The 20,182-nt window shown below is 68.3% G+C and carries 17 protein-coding genes; 14 read left to right on the forward strand and 3 right to left on the reverse strand.

What is annotated here, in order from left to right; all coding sequences use genetic code 11:
• Positions 1–97 precede the first annotated feature (97 nt).
• From AC3RCJ_RS18905 to AC3RCJ_RS18920, 4 genes are read left to right on the forward strand one after another with little or no spacing between them, the layout of a single operon-like run.
• Entirely contained in the window at positions 98–1,555 is a 1,458-nt protein-coding gene (locus tag AC3RCJ_RS18905) for an MFS transporter (RefSeq protein ID WP_492962170.1), read from the forward strand.
• Positions 1,552–2,694 carry an efflux RND transporter periplasmic adaptor subunit gene (locus AC3RCJ_RS18910; RefSeq protein ID WP_492962168.1) on the forward strand — a complete coding sequence of 381 codons (1,143 nt, stop codon included), beginning with the start codon at positions 1,552–1,554 and terminating at the stop codon, positions 2,692–2,694. The genes AC3RCJ_RS18905 and AC3RCJ_RS18910 overlap by 4 nt, the downstream gene beginning before the upstream one ends.
• 9 nt (positions 2,695–2,703) lie before the next feature.
• Positions 2,704–5,844: an efflux RND transporter permease subunit gene (locus AC3RCJ_RS18915; RefSeq protein ID WP_492962166.1), complete on the forward strand. Its 3,141-nt coding sequence runs from the start codon at positions 2,704–2,706 to the stop codon at positions 5,842–5,844.
• Positions 5,841–7,304 carry an efflux transporter outer membrane subunit gene (locus AC3RCJ_RS18920; RefSeq protein WP_492964730.1) on the forward strand — a complete coding sequence of 488 codons (1,464 nt, stop codon included), beginning with the start codon at positions 5,841–5,843 and terminating at the stop codon, positions 7,302–7,304. Before AC3RCJ_RS18915 ends, AC3RCJ_RS18920 begins: the two co-directional genes overlap by 4 nt.
• Here AC3RCJ_RS18920 and AC3RCJ_RS18925 read toward each other — a convergent pair.
• The 3 genes from AC3RCJ_RS18925 to AC3RCJ_RS18935 all read right to left on the reverse strand — a co-directional run bounded on the left by AC3RCJ_RS18925 (position 7,291) and on the right by AC3RCJ_RS18935 (position 9,949).
• Positions 7,291–8,196: a LysR family transcriptional regulator gene (locus tag AC3RCJ_RS18925; protein ID WP_492961503.1), complete on the reverse strand. Its 906-nt coding sequence runs from the start codon at positions 8,194–8,196 to the stop codon at positions 7,291–7,293. The two genes, AC3RCJ_RS18920 and AC3RCJ_RS18925, sit on opposite strands and share 14 nt — an antisense overlap.
• Positions 8,197–8,200: 4 nt before the next feature.
• Positions 8,201–8,434, reverse strand: a complete 234-nt coding sequence (locus tag AC3RCJ_RS18930; protein WP_492961501.1) for a hypothetical protein — start codon at positions 8,432–8,434, stop codon at positions 8,201–8,203.
• A gap of 72 nt (positions 8,435–8,506) precedes the next feature.
• Positions 8,507–9,949, reverse strand: coding sequence for a M20/M25/M40 family metallo-hydrolase (locus AC3RCJ_RS18935; protein ID WP_492961499.1), 1,443 nt, complete (start codon positions 9,947–9,949; stop codon positions 8,507–8,509).
• 174 nt (positions 9,950–10,123) lie between these two features.
• Between AC3RCJ_RS18935 and AC3RCJ_RS18940 the strand changes: the two genes are divergently transcribed.
• From AC3RCJ_RS18940 to AC3RCJ_RS18985, 10 genes are all read left to right on the forward strand, one after another.
• On the forward strand, positions 10,124–10,666 hold the full coding sequence (locus AC3RCJ_RS18940) for a GNAT family N-acetyltransferase (protein WP_492961497.1): 543 nt from the start codon (positions 10,124–10,126) through the stop codon (positions 10,664–10,666).
• A gap of 120 nt (positions 10,667–10,786) precedes the next feature.
• Positions 10,787–11,227: a glycine zipper 2TM domain-containing protein gene (locus AC3RCJ_RS18945; RefSeq protein WP_492961495.1), complete on the forward strand. Its 441-nt coding sequence runs from the start codon at positions 10,787–10,789 to the stop codon at positions 11,225–11,227.
• A 158-nt stretch (positions 11,228–11,385) separates the two neighbouring features.
• Complete coding sequence (locus AC3RCJ_RS18950; RefSeq protein ID WP_492961493.1) at positions 11,386–12,312, forward strand: PP2C family protein-serine/threonine phosphatase; 927 nt, start codon at positions 11,386–11,388, stop codon at positions 12,310–12,312.
• A 75-nt stretch (positions 12,313–12,387) separates the two neighbouring features.
• The gene (locus AC3RCJ_RS18955; RefSeq protein WP_492961491.1) at positions 12,388–13,236 is read left to right on the forward strand and encodes a class I SAM-dependent methyltransferase; all 849 of its coding nucleotides are present in this window, start codon (positions 12,388–12,390) and stop codon (positions 13,234–13,236) included.
• 216 nt (positions 13,237–13,452) lie between these two features.
• Entirely contained in the window at positions 13,453–14,994 is a 1,542-nt protein-coding gene (locus AC3RCJ_RS18960; protein WP_492961489.1) for an FHA domain-containing protein, read from the forward strand.
• Between the two features lie 398 nt (positions 14,995–15,392).
• Positions 15,393–15,992: a metal-dependent hydrolase gene (locus tag AC3RCJ_RS18965; RefSeq protein WP_492961487.1), complete on the forward strand. Its 600-nt coding sequence runs from the start codon at positions 15,393–15,395 to the stop codon at positions 15,990–15,992.
• A 109-nt stretch (positions 15,993–16,101) separates the two neighbouring features.
• On the forward strand, positions 16,102–16,620 hold the full coding sequence (locus AC3RCJ_RS18970; RefSeq protein ID WP_492961485.1) for a sigma-70 family RNA polymerase sigma factor: 519 nt from the start codon (positions 16,102–16,104) through the stop codon (positions 16,618–16,620).
• Positions 16,620–17,588 (forward strand): FecR domain-containing protein, encoded by a 969-nt coding sequence (locus tag AC3RCJ_RS18975; RefSeq protein WP_492961483.1) that lies wholly within the window; start codon positions 16,620–16,622, stop codon positions 17,586–17,588. The genes AC3RCJ_RS18970 and AC3RCJ_RS18975 overlap by 1 nt, the downstream gene beginning before the upstream one ends.
• A gap of 114 nt (positions 17,589–17,702) precedes the next feature.
• Entirely contained in the window at positions 17,703–18,662 is a 960-nt protein-coding gene (locus tag AC3RCJ_RS18980) for a TonB-dependent siderophore receptor (protein ID WP_492961481.1), read from the forward strand.
• Between the two features lie 22 nt (positions 18,663–18,684).
• Positions 18,685–20,178 (forward strand): TonB-dependent siderophore receptor, encoded by a 1,494-nt coding sequence (locus tag AC3RCJ_RS18985; protein ID WP_492961479.1) that lies wholly within the window; start codon positions 18,685–18,687, stop codon positions 20,176–20,178.
• The last annotated feature ends 4 nt before the right edge of the window (positions 20,179–20,182 follow it).

Genomic DNA, 20,182 nt, shown 5'->3' on the forward strand with positions numbered 1-20,182 from the left:
GGCGTCAAACGCAATAACACAATGCAAATGATGCGTCTTCCGCCATACCAGATCCCTCAGTACCATGTGGTGACTCTATCCGAGGATCAGCCACGCCATGCAACCACCGTCAAAACCCGTACCGCCCGACCAGCAGGCCACCCAGACCGGCGGCGCCACGATGCCCGTGCGCGGCGCGCTTGCCAGCCTGTCCCTGGCGATGCTGCTGCCCGCGCTGGGCACCAGCATCGCCAACGTGGGCTTGCCCGACATGGCCAGGGCCCTGCAGGCACCGTTCCAGGATGTGCAATGGATCGTGCTGGCGTATCTGCTGGCCATCACCGCCCTGATCGTCAGCGTGGGTCGCCTCGGCGACATGCTCGGCCGGCGCCGCCTGCTGCTGGCCGGCATCGCGCTGTTTGCCATTGCCTCCATCCTGTGCGCCCTGGCGCCCACCCTGTGGCTGCTGGTCGCCGCGCGCGCCGTGCAAGGCCTGGGCGCCTCCGTCATGATGGCGCTGACCATGGCCTTCGTCGGCAGCACCGTGCCCAAGGCCAGGACAGGCAGCGCCATGGGCCTGCTCGGCACCATGTCGGCCGTCGGCACCACGCTCGGCCCCGCGCTGGGCGGCCTGCTGATCGCGCGCTTCGGCTGGCAATCCATCTTCCTCGTCAACGTGCCGCTGGCTGGCGTGGCGCTGCTGCTGGCCTGGCGCTACCTGCCGGCTGACCGGGACGGCGCGCACGCCAAGCGTCCCGTGTTCGACCACCGCGGCACGCTGCTGCTGGCCTTGACACTGGCCGCCTATGCGCTGGCCATGACCCTGGGCCGCGGCCATTTCGGCGTGCGCAACGTGGCGCTGCTGATGGCCGCCTGCGTCGGCGCCATCCTGTTCGTCCGGGTCGAACTGAAGGCGCCGGCGCCGCTGATCCGCCTGGCCATGCTGCGCGCGCCCGTGCTCAGCGCCGGCCTGGCGACCAGCATGCTGGTCTCGACGGTCATGATGTCCACCCTGGTGGTCGGTCCCTTCTACCTGGCGCGCGGCCTGGGCCTGGGCACGGCCGTCACCGGCATGGTGCTGGCGGCCGGCCCGCTGGTGGCGGCGTTCTGCGGCGTGCCGTCCGGCTGGCTGGTGGACCGCTACGGCGCGCAACGCATGGGCGGCGCGGGCCTGTGCGGCGCGGCAGGCGCCTGCCTGGCGCTGGCCCTGCTGCCCGCCAGCCTGGGCATCCCCGGCTATGTCGCGCCGATCATGCTGCTCACGGCCAGCTACGCGCTGTTCCAGGCGGCCAACAATACCGCCGTGATGGGCGACATCGCTGCCGACCAGCGCGGCCTCATCTCCGGCATGCTCAATCTGTCGCGCAATCTGGGCCTCGTCACCGGCGCCTCCGTGATGGGCGCCGTCTTCGCCGCCGGCGCTGGCGATATCGCCGGCACCCGGCCAGCCGCCATGATCCGTGGCATGCACGCCACCTTTGCCGTCGCCAGCGCGCTGATACTCGCCGCGCTGGCCATTTTCGCGCTCGGCCGCGCCCTGGCCAAGCCCCCTACGTCTTCTGGAGACCCCGCATGATGCGCCCCCGTCCGATCCCGTCCCTGCCCGTCCCGCTGTTACTGCTGCTGGCCCTGGCCTGCAGTGCCACCTTGTCAGGCTGCGGCCGCTCCCAGGCCGCGCCTGGGAGTCCGCCGCCCAAGCCCACCGTTTCCGTGGCGCTGCCGGAAACGTCGATGGTGCAGGCAAGCCTCGACTACACGGGCCGCATCGAGCCGTCGCAGCGCGTGGAAGTGCGCTCGCGCATATCGGGCTACTTGCAGCAGATCGCGTTTCGCGATGGCCAGCAGGTCAAGGCCGGCGATCCGCTGTTCGTCATCGACCCGCGCCCCTTCGCGGCGGCGCGCGACCGCGCCCAGGCCAGCCTGGCCCAGGCCCATGCGCGCAGCAAGCTGGCCACGGCCCAGTTCGAGCGCAGCAGCCGGCTGCAGCAGACGGGTGCGGCCAGCACCGAGGAGCTGGAACGGGCGCGCGGCGAGCTGGAAGGCGCGCAGGCGGCCGTCATGCTGGGCCAGGCGGAATTGCGCAGCGCCGAGCTGGAACTGTCCTTCACCACCCTGCGCGCCCCCATTGCCGGCACCGTCTCGGACCGCCGCGTCGATGTCGGCAACTACGTGACCGGCGGCGCGGCGCAGAGCGGCGTGCTGACCACCATCGTTGCGCACGATCCCGTGCGCGCCATGGTCGACCTGTCGGAAGCGGATTTCCAGCGCCTGCGCCAGCAAAGCAGGCTGCCGGGCAAGGTGCAGCTGGCGCTCGACGGCGGCGGCCCCGCCCAGGAAGCCAGCGTCGATTTTGTCGACAACGAGATCAGCGCCCGCTCGGGTACGGTGCGCCTGCGCGCCAGCCTGGCCAACGCCGACCGCGCCGTCATGCCGGCCAGCTTTGCGCGCGTGCGCATTCCCGTCGGCGCGGCGCAAGAGCGCCTGCTGGTGCCCGACGCCGCCATCCTCAGCGACCAGAATAAAAAGATGGTGTTCGTCGTGGACGCGGCGGGCAAGGTGGCGCCGCGCAAGGTGGAACTGGGCGGCCTGCAGGGCGACAGGCAGATCGTGCTGTCCGGCCTCGGACCGCAGGAGCGGGTCATCGTCTCCGGCGTGGCCAAGGTGCGCCCGGGCGACCAGGTCCTGGTGGCCGCTCCCCGCGCCAGCGGCGCATAAGGAGCAAGCATGCGTTTTTCCCAATTTTTCATCCGCCGTCCCGTGTTTGCCATCGTGCTGTCGATCCTCATCACCCTGGTGGGCGCGGTGTCGGCCATGCGCCTGCCGATCTCGGAATTTCCCGAGATCGTGCCGCCCACGGTGACGGTGAAGGCCAGCTACCCGGGCGCCTCGGCGCAGGAAATCGCCGATACGGTCGCCGCGCCGATCGAACAGGAAATGAACGGCGTCGACGGCATGCTCTACATGTCCTCGCAATCGGTGGGCGACGGCAAGCTGACCATCAGCGTGGTGTTCAAGCCGGGCACCAACATCGAACAGGCGCAGTCGCTGGTGCAGAACCGCGTGGCGGTGGCCGAAGCGCGCCTGCCCGACGCCGTGCGCCGGCTGGGTCTGGCCGTCAAGAAGGCTTCGCCCGACCAGCTGATGGTGGTGCTGTTCGATTCGCCGAAAGGCACGCGCGACCAGCAGTACATCTCCAACTTCATCGGTACCGCCGTCAAGGACCAGCTGGCCCGCATCGAAGGCGTCGGCGACATCTACACGCGCGGCGCGCGCGATTTCTCGCTGCGCATCTGGCTCGATCCGGCGCGCGTGGCCTCGCTGGGCCTGAGCGCGCCGGAAGTGATCGCGGCGGTACGGCAAGCCAACTCGCAGGTCGCCGCCGGGGTATTGAACCAGCCGCCCGGCGGCAGCGATGGCGCCTACCAGGTGCAGGTGCAGGCGCAAAGCCGCTTGCGCGACGTGGCCGAATTCGAGGCCATCATCGTGGCCGCGCATGCCGACGGCGGCGTGGTGCGCCTGCGCGACGTGGCGCGCGTCGAGATGGGCGCGCAGGATTATGCGGAAAGCGGCTTCGTCGACAACCGCACGGCCATCGCGCTGAGCATCAGCCTGCTGCCCGGCTCGAACGCGCTGGCCACCGGCGACCGCGTGCTGGCGCAGCTGGCCAAGATGGAAGCCGATTTCCCGCAGGACGTCGCCTACCACACCTACTACAACCCGACCGAATTCATCCGCTCCTCGATCGACAAGGTGCGCGACACCATCTTCGAGGCGGCGCTGCTGGTGTGCCTGGCCATGCTGCTGTTCCTCGGCTCGTGGCGCGCCGCCATCATTCCCATCCTGGCCATTCCCGTGTCCCTGGTCGGCACCTTCACGGTGCTGGCCGCGATGGGCTATACCCTCAATACCCTCTCGCTGTTCGGCCTGGTGCTGGCGATCGGCATCGTCGTCGATGACGCCATCGTGGTGGTGGAAAACGTCGAGCGCCACATCGAGGAAGGCATGAGCCCCGTCGCTGCGGCGCAGCGCAGCATGAGCGAGGTGGGTTTCGCGCTGGTCGCCATCGCGCTGGTGCTGGTGGCCGTGTTCGTGCCAACGGCCTTCATCGATGGCATCTCCGGCATGTTCTACCGCCAGTTCGCCGTCACCATCGCCGCCTCCACCGTGATCTCGGCGCTGGTCTCGCTGACGCTGTCGCCGGCCCTGGCCGCGCTGCTGCTCAAGCCGCGGCTCAATGCCAACAGCCTGGGCGCGCGCTGGATGGCCATCTTCAACCGCGGCTTTTCCCGCCTGACGGGCGGCTACGTGCAACTGACCGGACGCATCCTCTCGCGGCGCTGGCTGATGCTGCCCGTGTACCTCCTGCTGGCGGGCCTGACCCTGTGGCGCCTGGACGCGACGCCGCGCGGTTTCGTGCCGCAGCTGGACCGCGGCTATGCCATCGTCTCGATCCAGCTGCCGGCCGGCTCAACCCTGGCGCGCACCAGCGCAGTGGTGCAGGACGCCACGGCACGCCTGATGAGCCACCCCGGCGTAGCCCACACGGCTGCCTTCGTCGGCACCGACGGCGCCACGTTTACGTCGGCGCCCAACACGGCCGTCATCTTCACCATGTTCAAGGACTTCGGCGCGCGCGCCAGCGCTGGCCTGGACGGGCCGGCCATGCTGGGCGCCCTGCGCGGCAAGCTGGCGCCCATCGGCGCGGCGCGCGTGATGGTGATACCGCCGCCTTCCGTGCGCGGCATCGGCACCGGCGGCGGCTTCAAGCTGATGCTGCGCGATACGGGCGGCCTGGGACCGCAAGCCTTGCAGGCGGCCGCGCGCGGCATCGTCGAGGAAGCGGCCAGGCTGCCTTCGGTGATGGGCGCCTTCACGCCGTTCAACGCCATGAGCCCGCAGATCAAGGTTGAACTGGACCGCACCAAGGCCGAATACCTGGGCGTGCCGCTGCTGCGCGTCAACGAGACCCTGCAAAGCTACCTGGCGCCCGTGTTCGTCAACGACATGAACCTGATGGGCCGGGTCTGGCGCGTCACCGCGCAGGCGGACGCGCCCTACCGGCGCAGCGTGGCCGACCTGGCCGCGCTGAAGACGCGCGCCGCCAGCGGCGACATGGTCCCCCTGGGCAGCGTGGCCACCTTCAGCGAAGGCACGGCGCCGTTCCGCGTGCCGCGCTACAACCTGTATCCGGCCGCCGAAATCCAGGGCAGCACCAAGCCCGGCTACTCGACGGGGCAGACCATCGCCGCGCTGGAAGAACTGCTCAAGGCGCGCCTGCCGGCCGGCTTCGACTACGAGTGGACGGAACTGGCGCTGCAGGAAAAACACGCGGGCGCCAGCACCGGCATGGTGCTGGGACTGGCCGTGCTGCTGGTATATTTGCTGCTGGCGGCCCTGTTTGAAAGCTGGCTGCTGCCCCTGTCCGTCGTGCTGATCGTGCCCAGCTGCGTGCTGGCCACGCTGATCGGCGTGTCGTGGCGTGGCCTGGACAACAACGTGCTGACGCAGATCAGCATCGTGGTGCTGATCGGCCTGGCCGCCAAGAACGCCATCCTGATCGTCGAATTCGCGCGCCAGGCGATGGCGGCCGGCGCCGATGCGCGCGCAGCAGCCATCGCCGCCGCACGCACGCGCTTGCGTCCCATCCTGATGACGTCGCTGGCTTTCCTGCTGGGCGCGATACCGCTGATGCTCTCTTCCGGTGCGGGCGCGGAGATGCGCCAGTCGATGGGCACGGCCGTCTTCGCCGGCATGCTGGGCGTGACCTTGTCCGGCCTGTTGTTTACCCCCTTGTTTTTCACCTTGCTGAGCAGGAGCCGCGCGGCGCCGGCCACGCGCACGGTCGCGCTGGGAGAAGCCGCATGAGCCGCATGACAACCCTGAACACGCGCCGCGCCGCGCCGCTGCTGGCGGTAGCCATGCTGGCCCTGGCCGGCTGCAGCGCCGGCACGCCCACGGCGACGCGGGCGCTCGAGCCGCCGCAGCTGCCGGTCCTGCCCTCGGCGGGCGGCCCGCAACTGCAGGCCGGCGCGCCGCCGGCGCTGTGGTGGCAGGATCTGGGCGATGCCAGGCTGGCGCAGCTGGTCAAGCGCGCTTGGCAAGACAACTACGACGTGCGCATCGCCGCCGCACGCCTGGCCAGCGCCAGCGCGTTCGCGCAGGCCGCGCGCGGCGCGCGCCTGCCGACGCTGGATCTCGACGCCCAGGCCGGACGCGCGCGCCTGGCGCCGAGCGAGGGCGGCGACGGCCAGCCGCACATCGCCTCGCCGGTGCAGTGGAGCGCCGTCTTCAGCTGGGAGCTCGACCTGTTCGGCCGCGTGCGCCACAGCATCAGCGCCGCCGAGGCATCGGCGGACGAACGCGCCGCCGTGCGCGACGACGTGCGGCGCCTGATCCTGGCGCAGGTGGTGGACGCCTACCTGGTGCTGCGCGGCGCGCAACAGATGCGCGCCAGCCTGCAGGAGCAGCTGTCGAACCAGTCCGGCACCCTGCAACTGGTGCGCGAGCGAGAAAGCGCGGGCCGTGCCGCGCCGGCCGAGCGCATGCGCGCCGAGGCGCAGATGCGCCTGGCCAGCGCCCGCCTGCCCGGCCTGAACGCCGAAGAACGCGTGGCGCGCAACCGGCTGGCGACGCTCACCGGACAGCGTCTCGATGCGCCGGAACTGGCGGCGCTCGACCAGCCGATGCCGCTGGCGCTGCCGCAATCCTTGCTGACGGACGAGCCGGCCCACCTGCTACTGCGCCGGCCCGACGTGCGCGCGGCCGAACGCGCGCTGGCGGCGGCTAGCGCGCGCGAAGGCGCCGCCATCGCCGAGCGTTTCCCGCGCATCAGCCTGGGCGCGCTGTTGGGCGCCTCCGGCATGGCCGGCGACTGGAATGGCGGCGATGCGGCACGCTGGCAGGCGGGTGCCGCGCTTTCCCTGCCGCTGTTCGACGGCGGCACGCGCCGCGCCCGCGCAAGCGCGGCCGGTGCCGAGGTGCAGGCCGCGCAGGCCGGCTTCGACAAGGCGCTGGCGCTGGCACTGGAAGAAGCCGACAGCGCCAGCGCGCAATGGGTGCAATTGCGCGGCCGCCATGCGCAGCTGCGCCAGGCGCACCAGCTGGCGCAGGAAAGCGCGCGCCTGGCGCGCGTGCGTTACCAGGAAGGTGCGGAAAGCCTGCTGGGCGTGCTCGAAGCGGAACGCATTGCGCTGGCCGCGCAGGAGCAGCTGGTGACGGCGCACCGCGACGTGGCCATCGCCACGGCGCGCGGCTACACGGCCATGGCCGGCGGCTTCGACGGGCCCGCGCAGCAGGCCGCTGCCGGCGCCATCAGCCCACGTTGATCCGGGCCGCGCAGGCGTTGACCACGCAGCCGCGCAGCCAGCGGTGGGCCGGGTCGGCATCCATACGCGGATGCCACATCAGCGAGACGGTCAGGTCGGGCATGCCCAGCGGCAGCGCAAAACTGAACATGCCGGCACGCAGATTGCCCGTATGCCGTTCCGGCACGGTGGCGATCAGGTCGGAGCCGGCGGCCAGCGCCAACGCCGCCGTAAAGCCGCCGACGATGCTGGCGATCGTGCGGTGCAGTCCCAGCGCGGCCAGGGCGTCGTCCATCGGCCCCGTATCCTGGTCGCGCCGCGCCACCAGCACGTGCTGGCCGGCCGCATAACGCTCGGCGCTGATGTCGCCTTGCGCCAGCGCATGGCCGCTGCGCACCACACCGACGAAACGGTCGCCGAACAGCCTGCGCGTGCGCACTTCCGGGCTGGTGAAACTGCCGATCACGCCTGTTTCCAGGTCGATGCTGCCCTCGCGCAGCTGCACGCTTTCGCGGTCGAGCTTTTGCACGAAGCGCAGGCGCACGCCGGGCGCCTGCGCGCCGATATGCGCGAGCAGCGCCGGGCCAAAATTTTCCACGAAGCCATCGCTCGAACGCAGCGTAAACGTCTGCGCCAGCTGGCGCGGATCGAGCTGCTGCGCCGGTCCCAGCACGGCCAGCACCTCGCCCAGCAGGGAACCCACCCGTTCGCGCAACTCCAGCGCGCGCGGCGTGGGCACCAGTTCACGCCCGGCGCGCACCAGCAGCGGATCGCCGGTCGTCTCGCGCAGGCGCGCCAGGGCGCGGCTCATGGCCGATGGACTCAACCGCAGGCGCCGCGCCGCGCGCGTGACGCTGCCTTCGGCCAGCAGGACATCGAGCGTAACCAACAGGTTCAGGTCCGGTAGCGACATGATTTTACCTTGCCTCCCGTTCCCGGCGCCACAGCTGGCGCGTGCCGACGGCTATCCGCTCCATTTCGCCCGTGGCGTGCAGCTGCTGCAGCGCCACGTCGATGACGGACGGCGGAAATTCCCCGACCACCCACCATAGCGCTATGCCTTCGCAGGTGTCGGCGGCATGCGGATGCTGGCTCACATAAGTACGGATCTGCTGGATGACGCTGTCGATGAGGGCGGAATCTGGAGTCATGAAATACGCTGGATAGATGTTGTCAAAACGACACCGGGCGCGCTGGCAAGGCAGCGGCCCGCGCTACGCAAATTACTCGCCCTGCTCCGGCGCCCGCCCGATCTCGCCGTCGATATTGGCCAGGAACCAGGCCAGCGACGCCATCAGCGCCACGTTGCGCTTGAGGTTCTCCGGGTCGACCTTGTCCAGCGTGTCGGCCGGCGTATGGTGGTAGTGGAAGTAGCTGTGGCTGTCGACCAGCGGCTCGAAACTGGGCACGCCGCCCGTTTCCAGGCGGTGCAGGTCGCCCGTGCCCAGCGCGTCGCGGCGCGTGAACGCGTGTGCGCCCATCGGCAGCAGGGCGGCGCGCAGCGGGGCGAACAGTTTTTCCGCCTTCGGCCCCACGCTGGCGAGGATGCCGAACGGGCGGCCGGCGCCGCTGTCCATCTCGATGGCCGCATATTGCTTGCCGAGCGCCTGCTTGTGGGCCTCGAAATAGGCCTGCCCGCCACGGCCGCCATTTTCCTCGTTCATCCAGGCGATCACGCGGATGGTGCGGCGCGGGCGGTAGTCGAGCTTTTTCAGGGTTTCCACCACGCCCATGGCCGCCACCACGCCAGCGCCGTCGTCGTGCGCACCGGTCGCCAGGTCCCAGGAATCGAGGTGGCCCGAGACCACCACCACTTCGTCGGCCTTGTCCGTGCCAGGCCAGTCGGCAATCACGTTGTAGCTGTCCGCTTCCGGCAGGTTTTGCGGCGTCAGGGTCAGGTGCATGGTCAAGGGGCCGCGCGCGGCCAGGCGGCCGATCAGCAAGGCGTCTTCCACGGTGACGGCGGCGGCGGGAATCCGTTTGCCGTCATCGAGACCCGTGGCGCCCGCGTGCGGGATGCGGAAGTTCGCGCCGCCGACCGAGCGCACCAGCGCGGCGGCCGCGCCCAGGTCCGCCGCCGCCTTCGGCCCGTTGAAACGCGCGCGCGAGCCCTGGCCGTAGGTGACGCCGGCCAGGCCCCGCTCGGCCATCTCCTGGTCGAACGGCGTGTCGATCAGCACGATGGCGCCCTGCACTTCCGGCGCGCGCGCCTTGAGTTCTTCCAGGCTCTTGACGATGATGAGCGGTGCCGTCAGGCCGGCGGCCGGCGTGGCGCCCGAGCCGCCCAGGGCGGTGAGCACCACGCGCTGCGACACGCCCTGCGGGCGGCCCGCGTAGTCGACGATTTCCGCCGTTTCGGCGCCGCGCACCCAGTGCGGCACTTTCACGGGCTGCAGGGTGACGCTGGCGCCCAATTGGCGCATGGTCTCGGCCACCTGCCGCACGGCGGCGGCGGCGCCGGCAGAACCGGACAGGCGCGGGCCGATCAAATCCGTCATGTCGGCCAGGCGGGCATACGCCCAGTCGCTTTGCAGGGCGGTGTCGCGCACCTGTGCCAGCGCTTGCGGCGTATTGCCTGGCGTGGCGGCAAGCGCGCCGGCGCTGACGGCGCAGCCCAGGGCGAGGGACAAACGGCGCAGCGGCGCGCCGGTCAGGATGGTATGCATGTCGTTCAGTTCCAGTCAACGAAGCGGGAGCGGGTGCGCCGTGGCCATGGGCAAGGCGCGGTTTTCTACGATAGCGTATTTATTCTGTCATTGCAGCAACTTTTGCCATGAAAAAGAGGCGGCAGCGGGCTGCGTGGCTTATCATGCAAGGCACGCTTGCCACCGGAAACCGCCATGCTCAAGGGAACCCTGTGTACCGTGCGGCATGTCCTTGCCGCGGACCTCAATACGTATATCGCGCTGGTCAACGACCTGCCTTCGCGCGGCGCCTACTTTTCCATGCAGTTCAAGTCGCCCGAGGCGATGCGGCGCGACTTCCTGCAATCGGGCTTTGTCAGCGAAGACAGCGAACTGTTCCTCATCGAGGATCACTCCCAGCACATCGTCGGCACCATCACGCACTTCAAGAGCCGCACGCCGGCCAGCCGCGAGATCGGCTATCGCCTGTTCGATCCGCAGCGGGGCGGACGCGGCTATACCAGCGAAGCGACGCGCCTGCTGGTCGACTACCTGTTCCAGGCCTATCCGTATCACCGCCTGGAGCTGTTGATGGACCCGCACAATGTCGCCTCCGAGCGCATCGCGCAAAAATGCGGTTTTACCCTGGAAGGCTTGATGCGCCAGGCATTTTTCATCCATGGCGTGATGCGCGATGTCAAAATGTACAGCCTGCTGCGCCCGGAATGGCAGGCGCGTTCGCCCCGCCCGCCCGCCTGACTTGTTACGGCCATGGCTTGAATGTAAGAAGTTGTATTAGACATGGAACAAGGCCACGACTGCGGATATAGTCCAGTTCATGCAGATCATTGTGATCTCGCCGGAATGGAAGGAAATGCCATGTTGAACAAGAAACTCCTGGGTGCGGTAATGGTAGCGGCGGTGGCGGTGTCTTCGGCCGCAGTCGCCGGCGACCGCGACTTCAATACCGTTGCCGGCGCCGTGGTCGGAGCGGCCATCGGCCACAGCACTGGCGGCCGTGACGGCGCGATCGTCGGTGGCGTGCTGGGCGCCGCCGTCGGCAACAGCATCAGCACGAATGACCGCTATTACGACCGTGGCGGCTATCGCGGCGGCTACCGCGAAACGTATTACCAGCCGGCGCCGCAGCCCGTGTACTATGCCCCCGCGCCGCAGCCCGTGTATTACGCGCCGCCGCCACGCTATTACGGCCCGCCGGCCGTCGTCTACGTGCAACCGGGCCGCGGCTACTACCGCGACCATGGCCGCCGCGACTATTACGACCATGGCCGTGGCCATGGCTGGGGTCACCGCCGCTAAGCCAACCGGCGTGCCCGAGACAAAAAACCTGCGCCAGCCTGCTGCCGCAGGTTTTTTTTGATGGATAGACAAACATCGGCGGCGGTATCGCCTGCGGGCAATATCGGCTAAGCTGTACCCATGATCAAATTTCCTGGCTGCCAGGACAGCACCGAACGATGCATTTCATCAAAGACGAGCTCGACTTTGGCCCCTGGCTCGATGCCGCCGCCGGCAGTTGCGTGGGCGCCGGTCCCATGCCGCGGCGCGAAAACCAGGATAACTTCCTGCTGATCGACGCCGGCGGCCAGGCCGCCTGCCTGTTGCAGCAACAGCCATATCGCTGCCAGGTGCCTGGCTGGCCGGCCGGCCACGTGCGCGCCGCCGTCCTCGACGGCATGGGCGGCCATGGCCACGGACGCGAGGCGGCCGAAGCGGCCGTGCAAGGCTTGCTGGCCCTGCCCGCCTGCCGCGACACGGCCAGCCTGGCCTTGCATCTCGACGAACTGCATGCGCGCCTGCAAGCCGGTTTCACGGCCGGGGCACCGGCGCAGGCGCGTCCGCCCGGCACCACGCTGACCTTGCTGGAAGTGCCGCCCGGCCAGCCGCCGCTGCTGTACCACGTGGGCGACTCGCGCCTGTATGAAATCAGCGCCGGCCAGTCCACCGTCCTCACCGTCGACCACGTCCCCGCCACCGTGTACGCCATGCACGGCGGGCTGAACGAAGCACAATGGCATGCCAGCGTGCATGGCGAACATCATCCGCAAATCTCGCAAGCCTTTATCCTGGGCAACGCCATCAGCGACAGCCTGCGGCTCGACAAGCCGCTGCGGGCGCTCGACGCGGGCAATTTGCCGCCCTTCCTGGCCCACCTGGCCGATCGCCGCGTGCTGCAAGTACGCGCCGATGCCCTGTATCTGCTGGCCAGCGACGGTTTCTGGGCGTGCGCCGACCCCATCGCCGCCGTGGCCCGCTGGCCTGCATTGTGCGCAGGCAAGACAGCGGCACTGGCCCTTGCCGCCCTGTTCGACGACTTTCTCGCCGCCCCGCCCAAAGGCTTAGCCAGCGACAACCTGACCATGCTGGCCCTGCGCTTCCAATGAGGGAACTGCCGCCGCCTGGCATGGTCTGAGCAAGAATAGCCGCGCAAGCCCGCCCGGCCAGTCAAGGAGCATGCCATGAGCGACGCCCTTCCCACCCCATCGCGGCCGGCGGACGGTCCCGATTTGAATGCCATCAAGCAACGCCAGCAAGCCACCTGGGCCAGCGGCGACTTCGCCGTCATCGGCGTCACCCTGCAGCCGGTCGGCGAATCGCTGGCCGAGGCGGCCGATATCCGCGCCCATGAAGACGTCATCGATATCGCTGCCGGCAATGGCAATGCCACGCTGGCGGCCGCGCGCCGCTTCGCGCGCGTCACCTCCACCGACTATGTGCCGGAATTGCTCGACAAGGGCCGCGCGCGCGCCGAGGCGGAAGGCCTGGCCGTAAGTTTCCGCGCCGCCGATGCGGAAAACCTGCCGTTTGCCGACGCCAGCTTCGACGCGGCCCTGTCCACCTTTGGCGTGATGTTTGCGCCCGACCACCGCCGCGCCGCCGCCGAGATGCTGCGCGTGGTGCGCGCTGGCGGACGCATCGGCATGGCGAACTGGACACCGGAAGGCTTCATCGGGCAACTGTTCCAGACCGTGGGCCGGCATGTGCCGCCGCCAGCGGGCTTGCAGTCGCCGGCCCGCTGGGGCGACGAGGCGTATGTGCGCGACCTGTTCGGCGCCGCGGCGGCCCAGCTGCACGCGCGGCACCAGCACTTCCACTTCCGCTATGCGAGCGCCGCGCACTGGCTGCAGGTATTCCGCGATTACTACGGCCCCGTGCACAAGGCCTTCGCCGCCCTGGCGCCCGATGCGGCCCAGGCGCTGGAACACGACGTGCTCGCCCTGCTCGACCGCCATAACACCGCCGGCCCCGTTTCGCTGGTGATACCGGCGCAATACCTGGAAGTAATCATCCGCAAGCGCCAGGATTGAAATGAATTATCAAAAACACATATTTGAAAGCTCATGATATGTGATTTTAGGCAATTGTTTCCATGACTCATAAATAGCGGCGCATTTTAGCGACATATTTATGCGCAAAACAGCGGTCCCGCTTGACGTGCCGGTTGCCAAGCGCGCCCAAAAGCGCGTAAGCTCTCAGGTACAACAGAGGACAACAGGTCCGCGCTCGATTCGAGTCAGAATGTCATGAAAAAATGCAGTAACCCGGAGCACCCGCACTGTACGTTCTGGGTCTTGCCTGGTGAGAACGTCTGCGCGGGCAATCATCCGCAAACAGCCGTTCCCGCCAGCAGCTACGACCTGCTGAACGCCCTGCGCAGCGCCCGTTCCGAGCAATCGGCAACGGCGCCTGTCCGTGCGCCCGCGGCGAGCATGCCGGCGGCTGCGGCAAGCGCCCCGCTGGCGACCCCGTCCGCCGTGGCGCCAGTCCGCCCCGCCAGCCAGGCCGTGCAGCCGCATCTGCACATCAGCGGCTTCGATCCGCGCGCGGCGGGCGGACGGCAAACCTTGAAAATGGAATTGCGCGGCATGGCCGCCCAGTGTGCGCCGCAACTGGCCCTGCGCCTGCGCTCGGACTTGATCCCGCGCGGCTTTGTCCAGCATGATTGCGTGCGCGCCACGCGCGGCGACTGGCGCCCCGTGTTTGTCGAGTTTTCCTCGCGCAACAAGGAACATGGGCAATACCAGATCGATGTCGAAGTACACAGCCACGTCGATGGCGCCGTGGCGCAGAAATGGGTGTGCACGTTTGTCATCCTGGTGCCGCGCCGCGACGCTACCTTGACGGAAATCCACCAGATCTTCCTCAGCACGCACAAGAACGTGCGCGTGATGGCCGACGACGCCTCGATCGCCCGCGTCACGGGCGGCGACGGCTGCAACCTCGACGTCACCGCGCGCAATGCCGGCATCGCCCACGTGGATTTATCGGCGCCGCAAGGCAAGATCGACATGGGCTTTACCACCATCGCCTGGGACGAGGAACTGATCGAAGTCGACCTGCCCGCCGCCAGCCATTGCCATCCGCACCCGAGCCAGGCGGCCTGCCTTGTCAACGCGGCGCCGGAAGCGGGCGAACAGCGCCAGATCCGCCTGTTCGCGCTGGAAGAATGCATGCTGGGGCGCTTCGAACTGGTTGACCCGGAAGCGCATGTACTGCTCAGCCATTTCAGCCCCGACGGCCAGGACAACAATGGCTTGACGCGCCGCCTGTCGGGCCGCCACGCCGTCATCCGGCGCGGCCAGCAAGGCTTTGAAATCGAGGACGTATCGCGTTATGGCGTGCTGCTCGACGGCGTCTGGCCCGGCAAGCACAAGCCCGTCGCCCTGCGCCTGGGCATGCGCATCGAACTGTCCGCCAGCATCAAGGGCATCGTCGTGCTCGGCGTCACGGCCATCCTCGCGCATGGCGTGATCCTGCACCGCCTCGACCACGGCGCCCGCGCCGAGTGTTTTTACCTGCTGCTGCCCGACACCCAACCCGTGCCGGCCAGCCACCTGGCCACGCCGCAGGCCAGCTGCCTTCCCGTGCTGTTCCACCGCAACGGCGGGTTCTGGCACCTCGATACGGCCAGCGGCAAGGAAACCGCGCTGGCCCCCGCCACCGCCCTCGACAAGCTCAACGGCTTCGCGCGGCACAACCGCTTCGCCAGCGAACCGTATCCCGAATGCTGGATCATCCGCACCGAAGGCGCGGCCCTGTGCGATAGCAGCATGCAAACGGCATAGCAAACAGTAGTAAAGCTGCTGCTATCCACAATGCACTAGCGTGGCACGAGTACGAGAAAAATCATCGATAGGCCGAGTATAAATACCGCTTCCAGCGTAAACACGATGGCGGGAATCTGCAATTCGCGCGGGATTTTCATGGCGACACCTCTTAAAACGTAAGACTGCTTTCAGCATAGCGCGCCCTGCGCGAAATACATTATCAGCCGCACAACACACTTGACCGGCCGGCATCAGGCGCCGAGTTCGCAATCATCTCCATCGCGACACATCATTTAACAAATTATCGGCAGATATTGCGCAAATAGCCCACAGCGATGCCCTTGCGTACTGTATATTCATCCAGTTAATATCCCCCTGTATTTCACACAGCGCCAGCATGGCGTTTTACATTTCCTATGGCTTCCAATAAAGCGCATCATGCAACCGGTTGGGCTGCAGGCGTGATCGCCGCGGCCCTGGTCGCGCACGCTGGCGCCGGCGGCCCGTATCAAGTGCTGAGCATGCTCGCCTTTGTCATGGGCGCGCTGGGCGGCACGGCGCCGGACTGGCTGGAGGTGGCCTGGTGGGCGCGCACGCACCGGCTGTGGATCACGCACCGCACATGGACGCACTGGGGCCTGGCCTGGATCGCCCTGCTCGTCTACACCTACCTGCAATTGCCGCACCACCTGTGGGCGCCGCCCCTGTTCGGCTTTGCCGCCGGCGGCATCATGCATCTGCTGGCCGACTGGCCCAATCCGCTGGGCGTGCCGTGGATCTTCCGCCGCCACTCGCTGCGCTGGTGGAAAAGCGGCCGCCACGACATCATCGTCATCGTCGCCGCCTGGCTGGCCGCCACCGTGGTGGCCGACCACGTGTTTTTCGATGGCATCCACCTGCGGCGTGCCTTGCTGGCCTTCGACAGCCTGCTGCACTGGTCCGCCACGGCCCTGCAGCAAGCCTGGGCGGATCTGCAACAGTGGCAGGAGCGCTGGCGCCTGGGCGGCGGACAATAATTGACGCCGCCCGCATGGCAATGTGATAATGAGTATCATTCTCAAACAGTCCAGCCAGCCGGCACCCCGCGTTCCGTCAGCCCAGCCCATCCCTTGCCTGGAGAACGCAGTGAGTACCGTCAGTCCCCCCCATGCCAGCGACCTGAGCACCCTGTACAGCGAACACCACGGCTGGCTGTATGGCTGGCTGCGCGGCAAACTGGGCAATCGGGCCGAGGCGGCCGACCTGGCGCAGGACACGTTTTTGCGGCTGCTGGGCAAGCGCGAGGTGACACCGCTGGCGCCCCTGCGCGAGCCGCGCGGCTACCTGGCCACCATCGCGCGCGGCTTGCTGGTCGACCGCTACCGGCGCCAGGCGCTGGAACAGGCCTACCTGGAAGCGCTGGCGCTGCAGGACGAACCGCTGGCGATCTGCGCCGAAACGCATGCCATCATCATCGAAACCCTGCTCACCATCGACCGCCTGCTCGACCGCCTGGGCGCGCGCACGCGGACCATCTTCCTGCTGGCGCAAATCGAAGAACTGAGTTACGTGGACATCAGCCGGCGCCTCGGCGTCTCCCTGCCGACCGTGAAAAAGCACCTGGTGCGCGCCTACACCGAATGCCTGCTGCTGGCGGCCGGCTGATGCTTTCCCCGTCTACCCCGCAGCCAACTCCAATCGCCCGCAAGGTGCTGGCCGCCGCCGCCCACTGGCATGTCGAACTCCGGTGCGGCAGCGCCGACCCGGCCGCCCTGCAGGCATGGCGCGACGCCAGCGCCGAGCATGAACGGGCCTGGGAGCTGCTGCGGCGCATGGACGGCCAGCTGGGCGCGCTACCGTCAGCGCTGGCGATTCCCGCCCTGCAGGCGGCGCAGCAGCGGCGCCGCGCCGTCGCCAGGATACTCGCCGTGCTGGTGGCCGCCGGCGGCGGCATCGCGCTGGGCCAGGCGGGGCTGCGCTCGGGCCAGTGGCAAGCCTGGACGGCGTCGCTGCGCACGGCGCCGGGCCAGCGCCGCCACGTGGCGCTGGCCGATGGCGGAGGCATGGAGCTGAACACGGATACGGCGGCCGATGTCGATTACGGCGCCAGCCATCGCCGCATCCGCCTGCACCATGGCGAAATCATGATCACGACGGCATCCGATCCGCGCCCCTTCCTGGTCGATACGCCGCACGGCGTGATCCGCGCGCTGGGCACGCGCTTCGGCGTGCGCTGCGATGCCGATGGCAGCGTCGTCAGCGTCTACGCACACGCCGTGGAAGTGCGCTGCATGGCGCGTCCGTACGCCGTGCGGCGCCTGGAAGCGGGACAGCAATTGCGTTTCTCGGACACCGGCCCGCAAGCCGTGACGGCCATGCCCGCGCACCAGGACAGCTGGCTGCGCGGCATGCTGGTGGCGGCCGATTGGCCCCTGCAACGGCTGGTGGCGGAACTGGCGCGCTACCGGCGCGGACGCCTCGTTTGCGACGCCAGAGTGGCGCGGCGCGCCGTCACGGGCACTTACCGGCTCGACGATATCGATGCCGTGCTGGAGAGCCTGTGCGCCTCGCACGGACTGCAAGTGACGTACATCACGCGCTACTGGGCCACCGTGGCGGCCCGTTCAAGCTAATTATTTTCAGTTTTTTTGCCTCAGGGGTTGGTGTTTCGGCGCGCTGCTTCGGCTTCATAGGTAAGAAGCCGATGCATCCACCATAGACCACATCCCTGAACAGAAAGACCGAACATGCAGCTGACCGCCCCCGTCCTCCATCCCGCCGCGCGCGCCATCCGCCTGGCCGTCATCGCCATGGCCTGCGCCGCCCCTGCCGCCTTTGTCGCCGCACCCGCGCTGGCGCAGGGCCAGGCCGCCGCAGCGCCAAGCGCGGCACCGCAAGCCTATGCCATTGCCGCCGGCCCGCTGGCCACCGCCCTGAACGACTTCGCCGTCGCCGCCGGCGTCAGCCTGTCGACCGACCCCGCGCAGACGCGCGGCCTGCGCTCGCCCGGCGTGCGCGGCAGCCACAATGTGGCGCAGGGCTTTGCCCAGGTGCTGGCCGGCAGCGGCCTGGAAGCGGTGCGGCTGCCGAACGGCGCCTGGGTGCTGCGCCAGGCGGCGCCAGCGTCCGCCCCGGCGGCCGGCACGGAAAAGACCATGGCGCCCGTGGTGGTGAACGCCAGCCTGGAGCGCGACCCCGTCAGTGAACACAGCGCCTCGTATGCGGCGCGCGCCGTCACCGTCGGCAAGGGCGTGCAAACCCTGCGCGAGATTCCGCTATCCGTCAGCGTCGTCACGCGGCAGAAAATGGATGACCAGAACCTCAACACCATCGACGCCGTGCTGGCCAACACCACCGGCATCACCATGTACGACAGCCCGATGGGCGGGCGCTATGTGTATTCGCGCGGCTTCATGGTCGACACCTACCAGTTCGACGGCGTCAACCGCGCCATGTACTACCCGCAGGCGAACAGCTTTACCAGCAACACCGCCATGCTCGATCGCGTGGAAATCGTGCGCGGCGCCACCGGACTGCTGCAGGGCACGGGCGCGCCGGGCGCCGCCATCAACCTGGTGCGCAAGCGCCCGCTGGCGGAAAAGCAGGTGCAGCTGGCGCTCGGCGCGGGCCGCTGGAACGACGTGCGCGGCGAAGTCGACGTCACCGGCCCCCTGAACGCATCGGGCAGCATCCGCGGCCGCGCATGAGCAGCGCGATTATTTCTATGACGTGGCCGACAGCCGCACGGACGTGCTGTACGGCGTGCTGGAATTCGACCTGGCGCCGGGCAGCAAGCTGACGACAGGCGCCAGCCATGAAAAACTGAAGTCGACGCCGTTCTTCTCCGGCATGCCCCGCTACCTCGACGGCAGCGACCCGAAGCTGCCCCGCGAGACCTTCCTCGGCGCCGACTGGAACCGCTGGAACAGCCGCCAGACGGCCGTCTTCGCCGAATTCGAGCACCGCTTCGACGCCGACTGGTCGCTCAAGGCCAGCGCCAACTACACGCGCGAGCGGCATGACGTGAAATACATGTTCAGCCAGGGCGCGATCGACCCCGCCACCCTGGCCGGCATGATGATGTTTGGCGGCGTGTTCGACTACGGCAGCACCAACAAGGGCCTCGACCTGTCGCTCGACGGCAAATTCAACGCCTTCGGCCGCCGCCACGGCTTCAGCGCCGGCATCAGCACGAACCGCCTGGAAAGCGACAGCGATTTCAGTCTGGCCCTGCTGCAGCAAGCGAACAATCCGCTGCAGCCGAATCACGGTGTGGCCGAACCGAGCGACGCCTGGTTCCGCGAACACAGCTACCGGGGCGATCCCAGCGTCACAAGAATGACGCAGACGGGCGCCTACGGCGTGGCGCGCTTCAGCGTCAGCGATCCGCTCACCGTAGTGGCGGGCGCCCGCGTGTCGAACTACAAATGGAGCAGCGTGTACCGCGACACGGGCGAGGTGTACATCGACCCGTACCGCGAAAACGGCGTCGTCACGCCGTATGGCGGCGTGATCTACGCATTCGACAAGCGCTGGTCCGGCTACGCCAGCGTGTCCGACATCTTCCAGCCGCAAAACCAGCGCACGGCCGATGGCGCCCTGCTCGACCCGCTCAAGGGCCGCAACCTGGAAGTGGGCGTCAAGGGCGAACTGTTCGACGGCAAGGTAAACACCTCGCTGGCGCTGTTCCGCATCGAGCAGCGCAACCGCGCGGAACTCGACCTGGCTAATACCTGCTCCAGCGGCACGGAGTGCTATTTCTCGACGGGCAAGGTGCGCAGCGAGGGCCTCGATGCGGAAATCAGCGGCGAAGTGGCGCCGGGCTGGCAGCTGTTCGCCGGCTACACGCTGAACAATTTCAAGTACCTGGAGCAGACGTCGAACGCGGGCGTGATGTTCGCCAGCACCTACTCGCCGCGCCACATGCTGCGCGCGTGGAGCGACTACCGCCTGCCCGGCGCCTTGCAGCAGTGGAGCGTGGGCGGCGGCGTGAACTTCCAGACGGAGAGCTCGCGCGTCACGCGCGACGTGACCGTGGCGCAGGGCGCGTATGCCTTGTGGAGCGCGCGCGCCGCGTACCAGATCGACCGCAACTGGACGGCATCGCTGTCCGTGACGAACTTGCTCGACAAGCGCTACTACCAGACGGTGGGCGCGCCGGCCTGGGGCAATTTCTATGGAGAGCCGCGCAAGGCCGCATTGACCCTGCGCGCGCGCTTCTAAACCA

Source organism: Janthinobacterium sp. GW822-FHT07H11, from assembly GCF_058798615.1.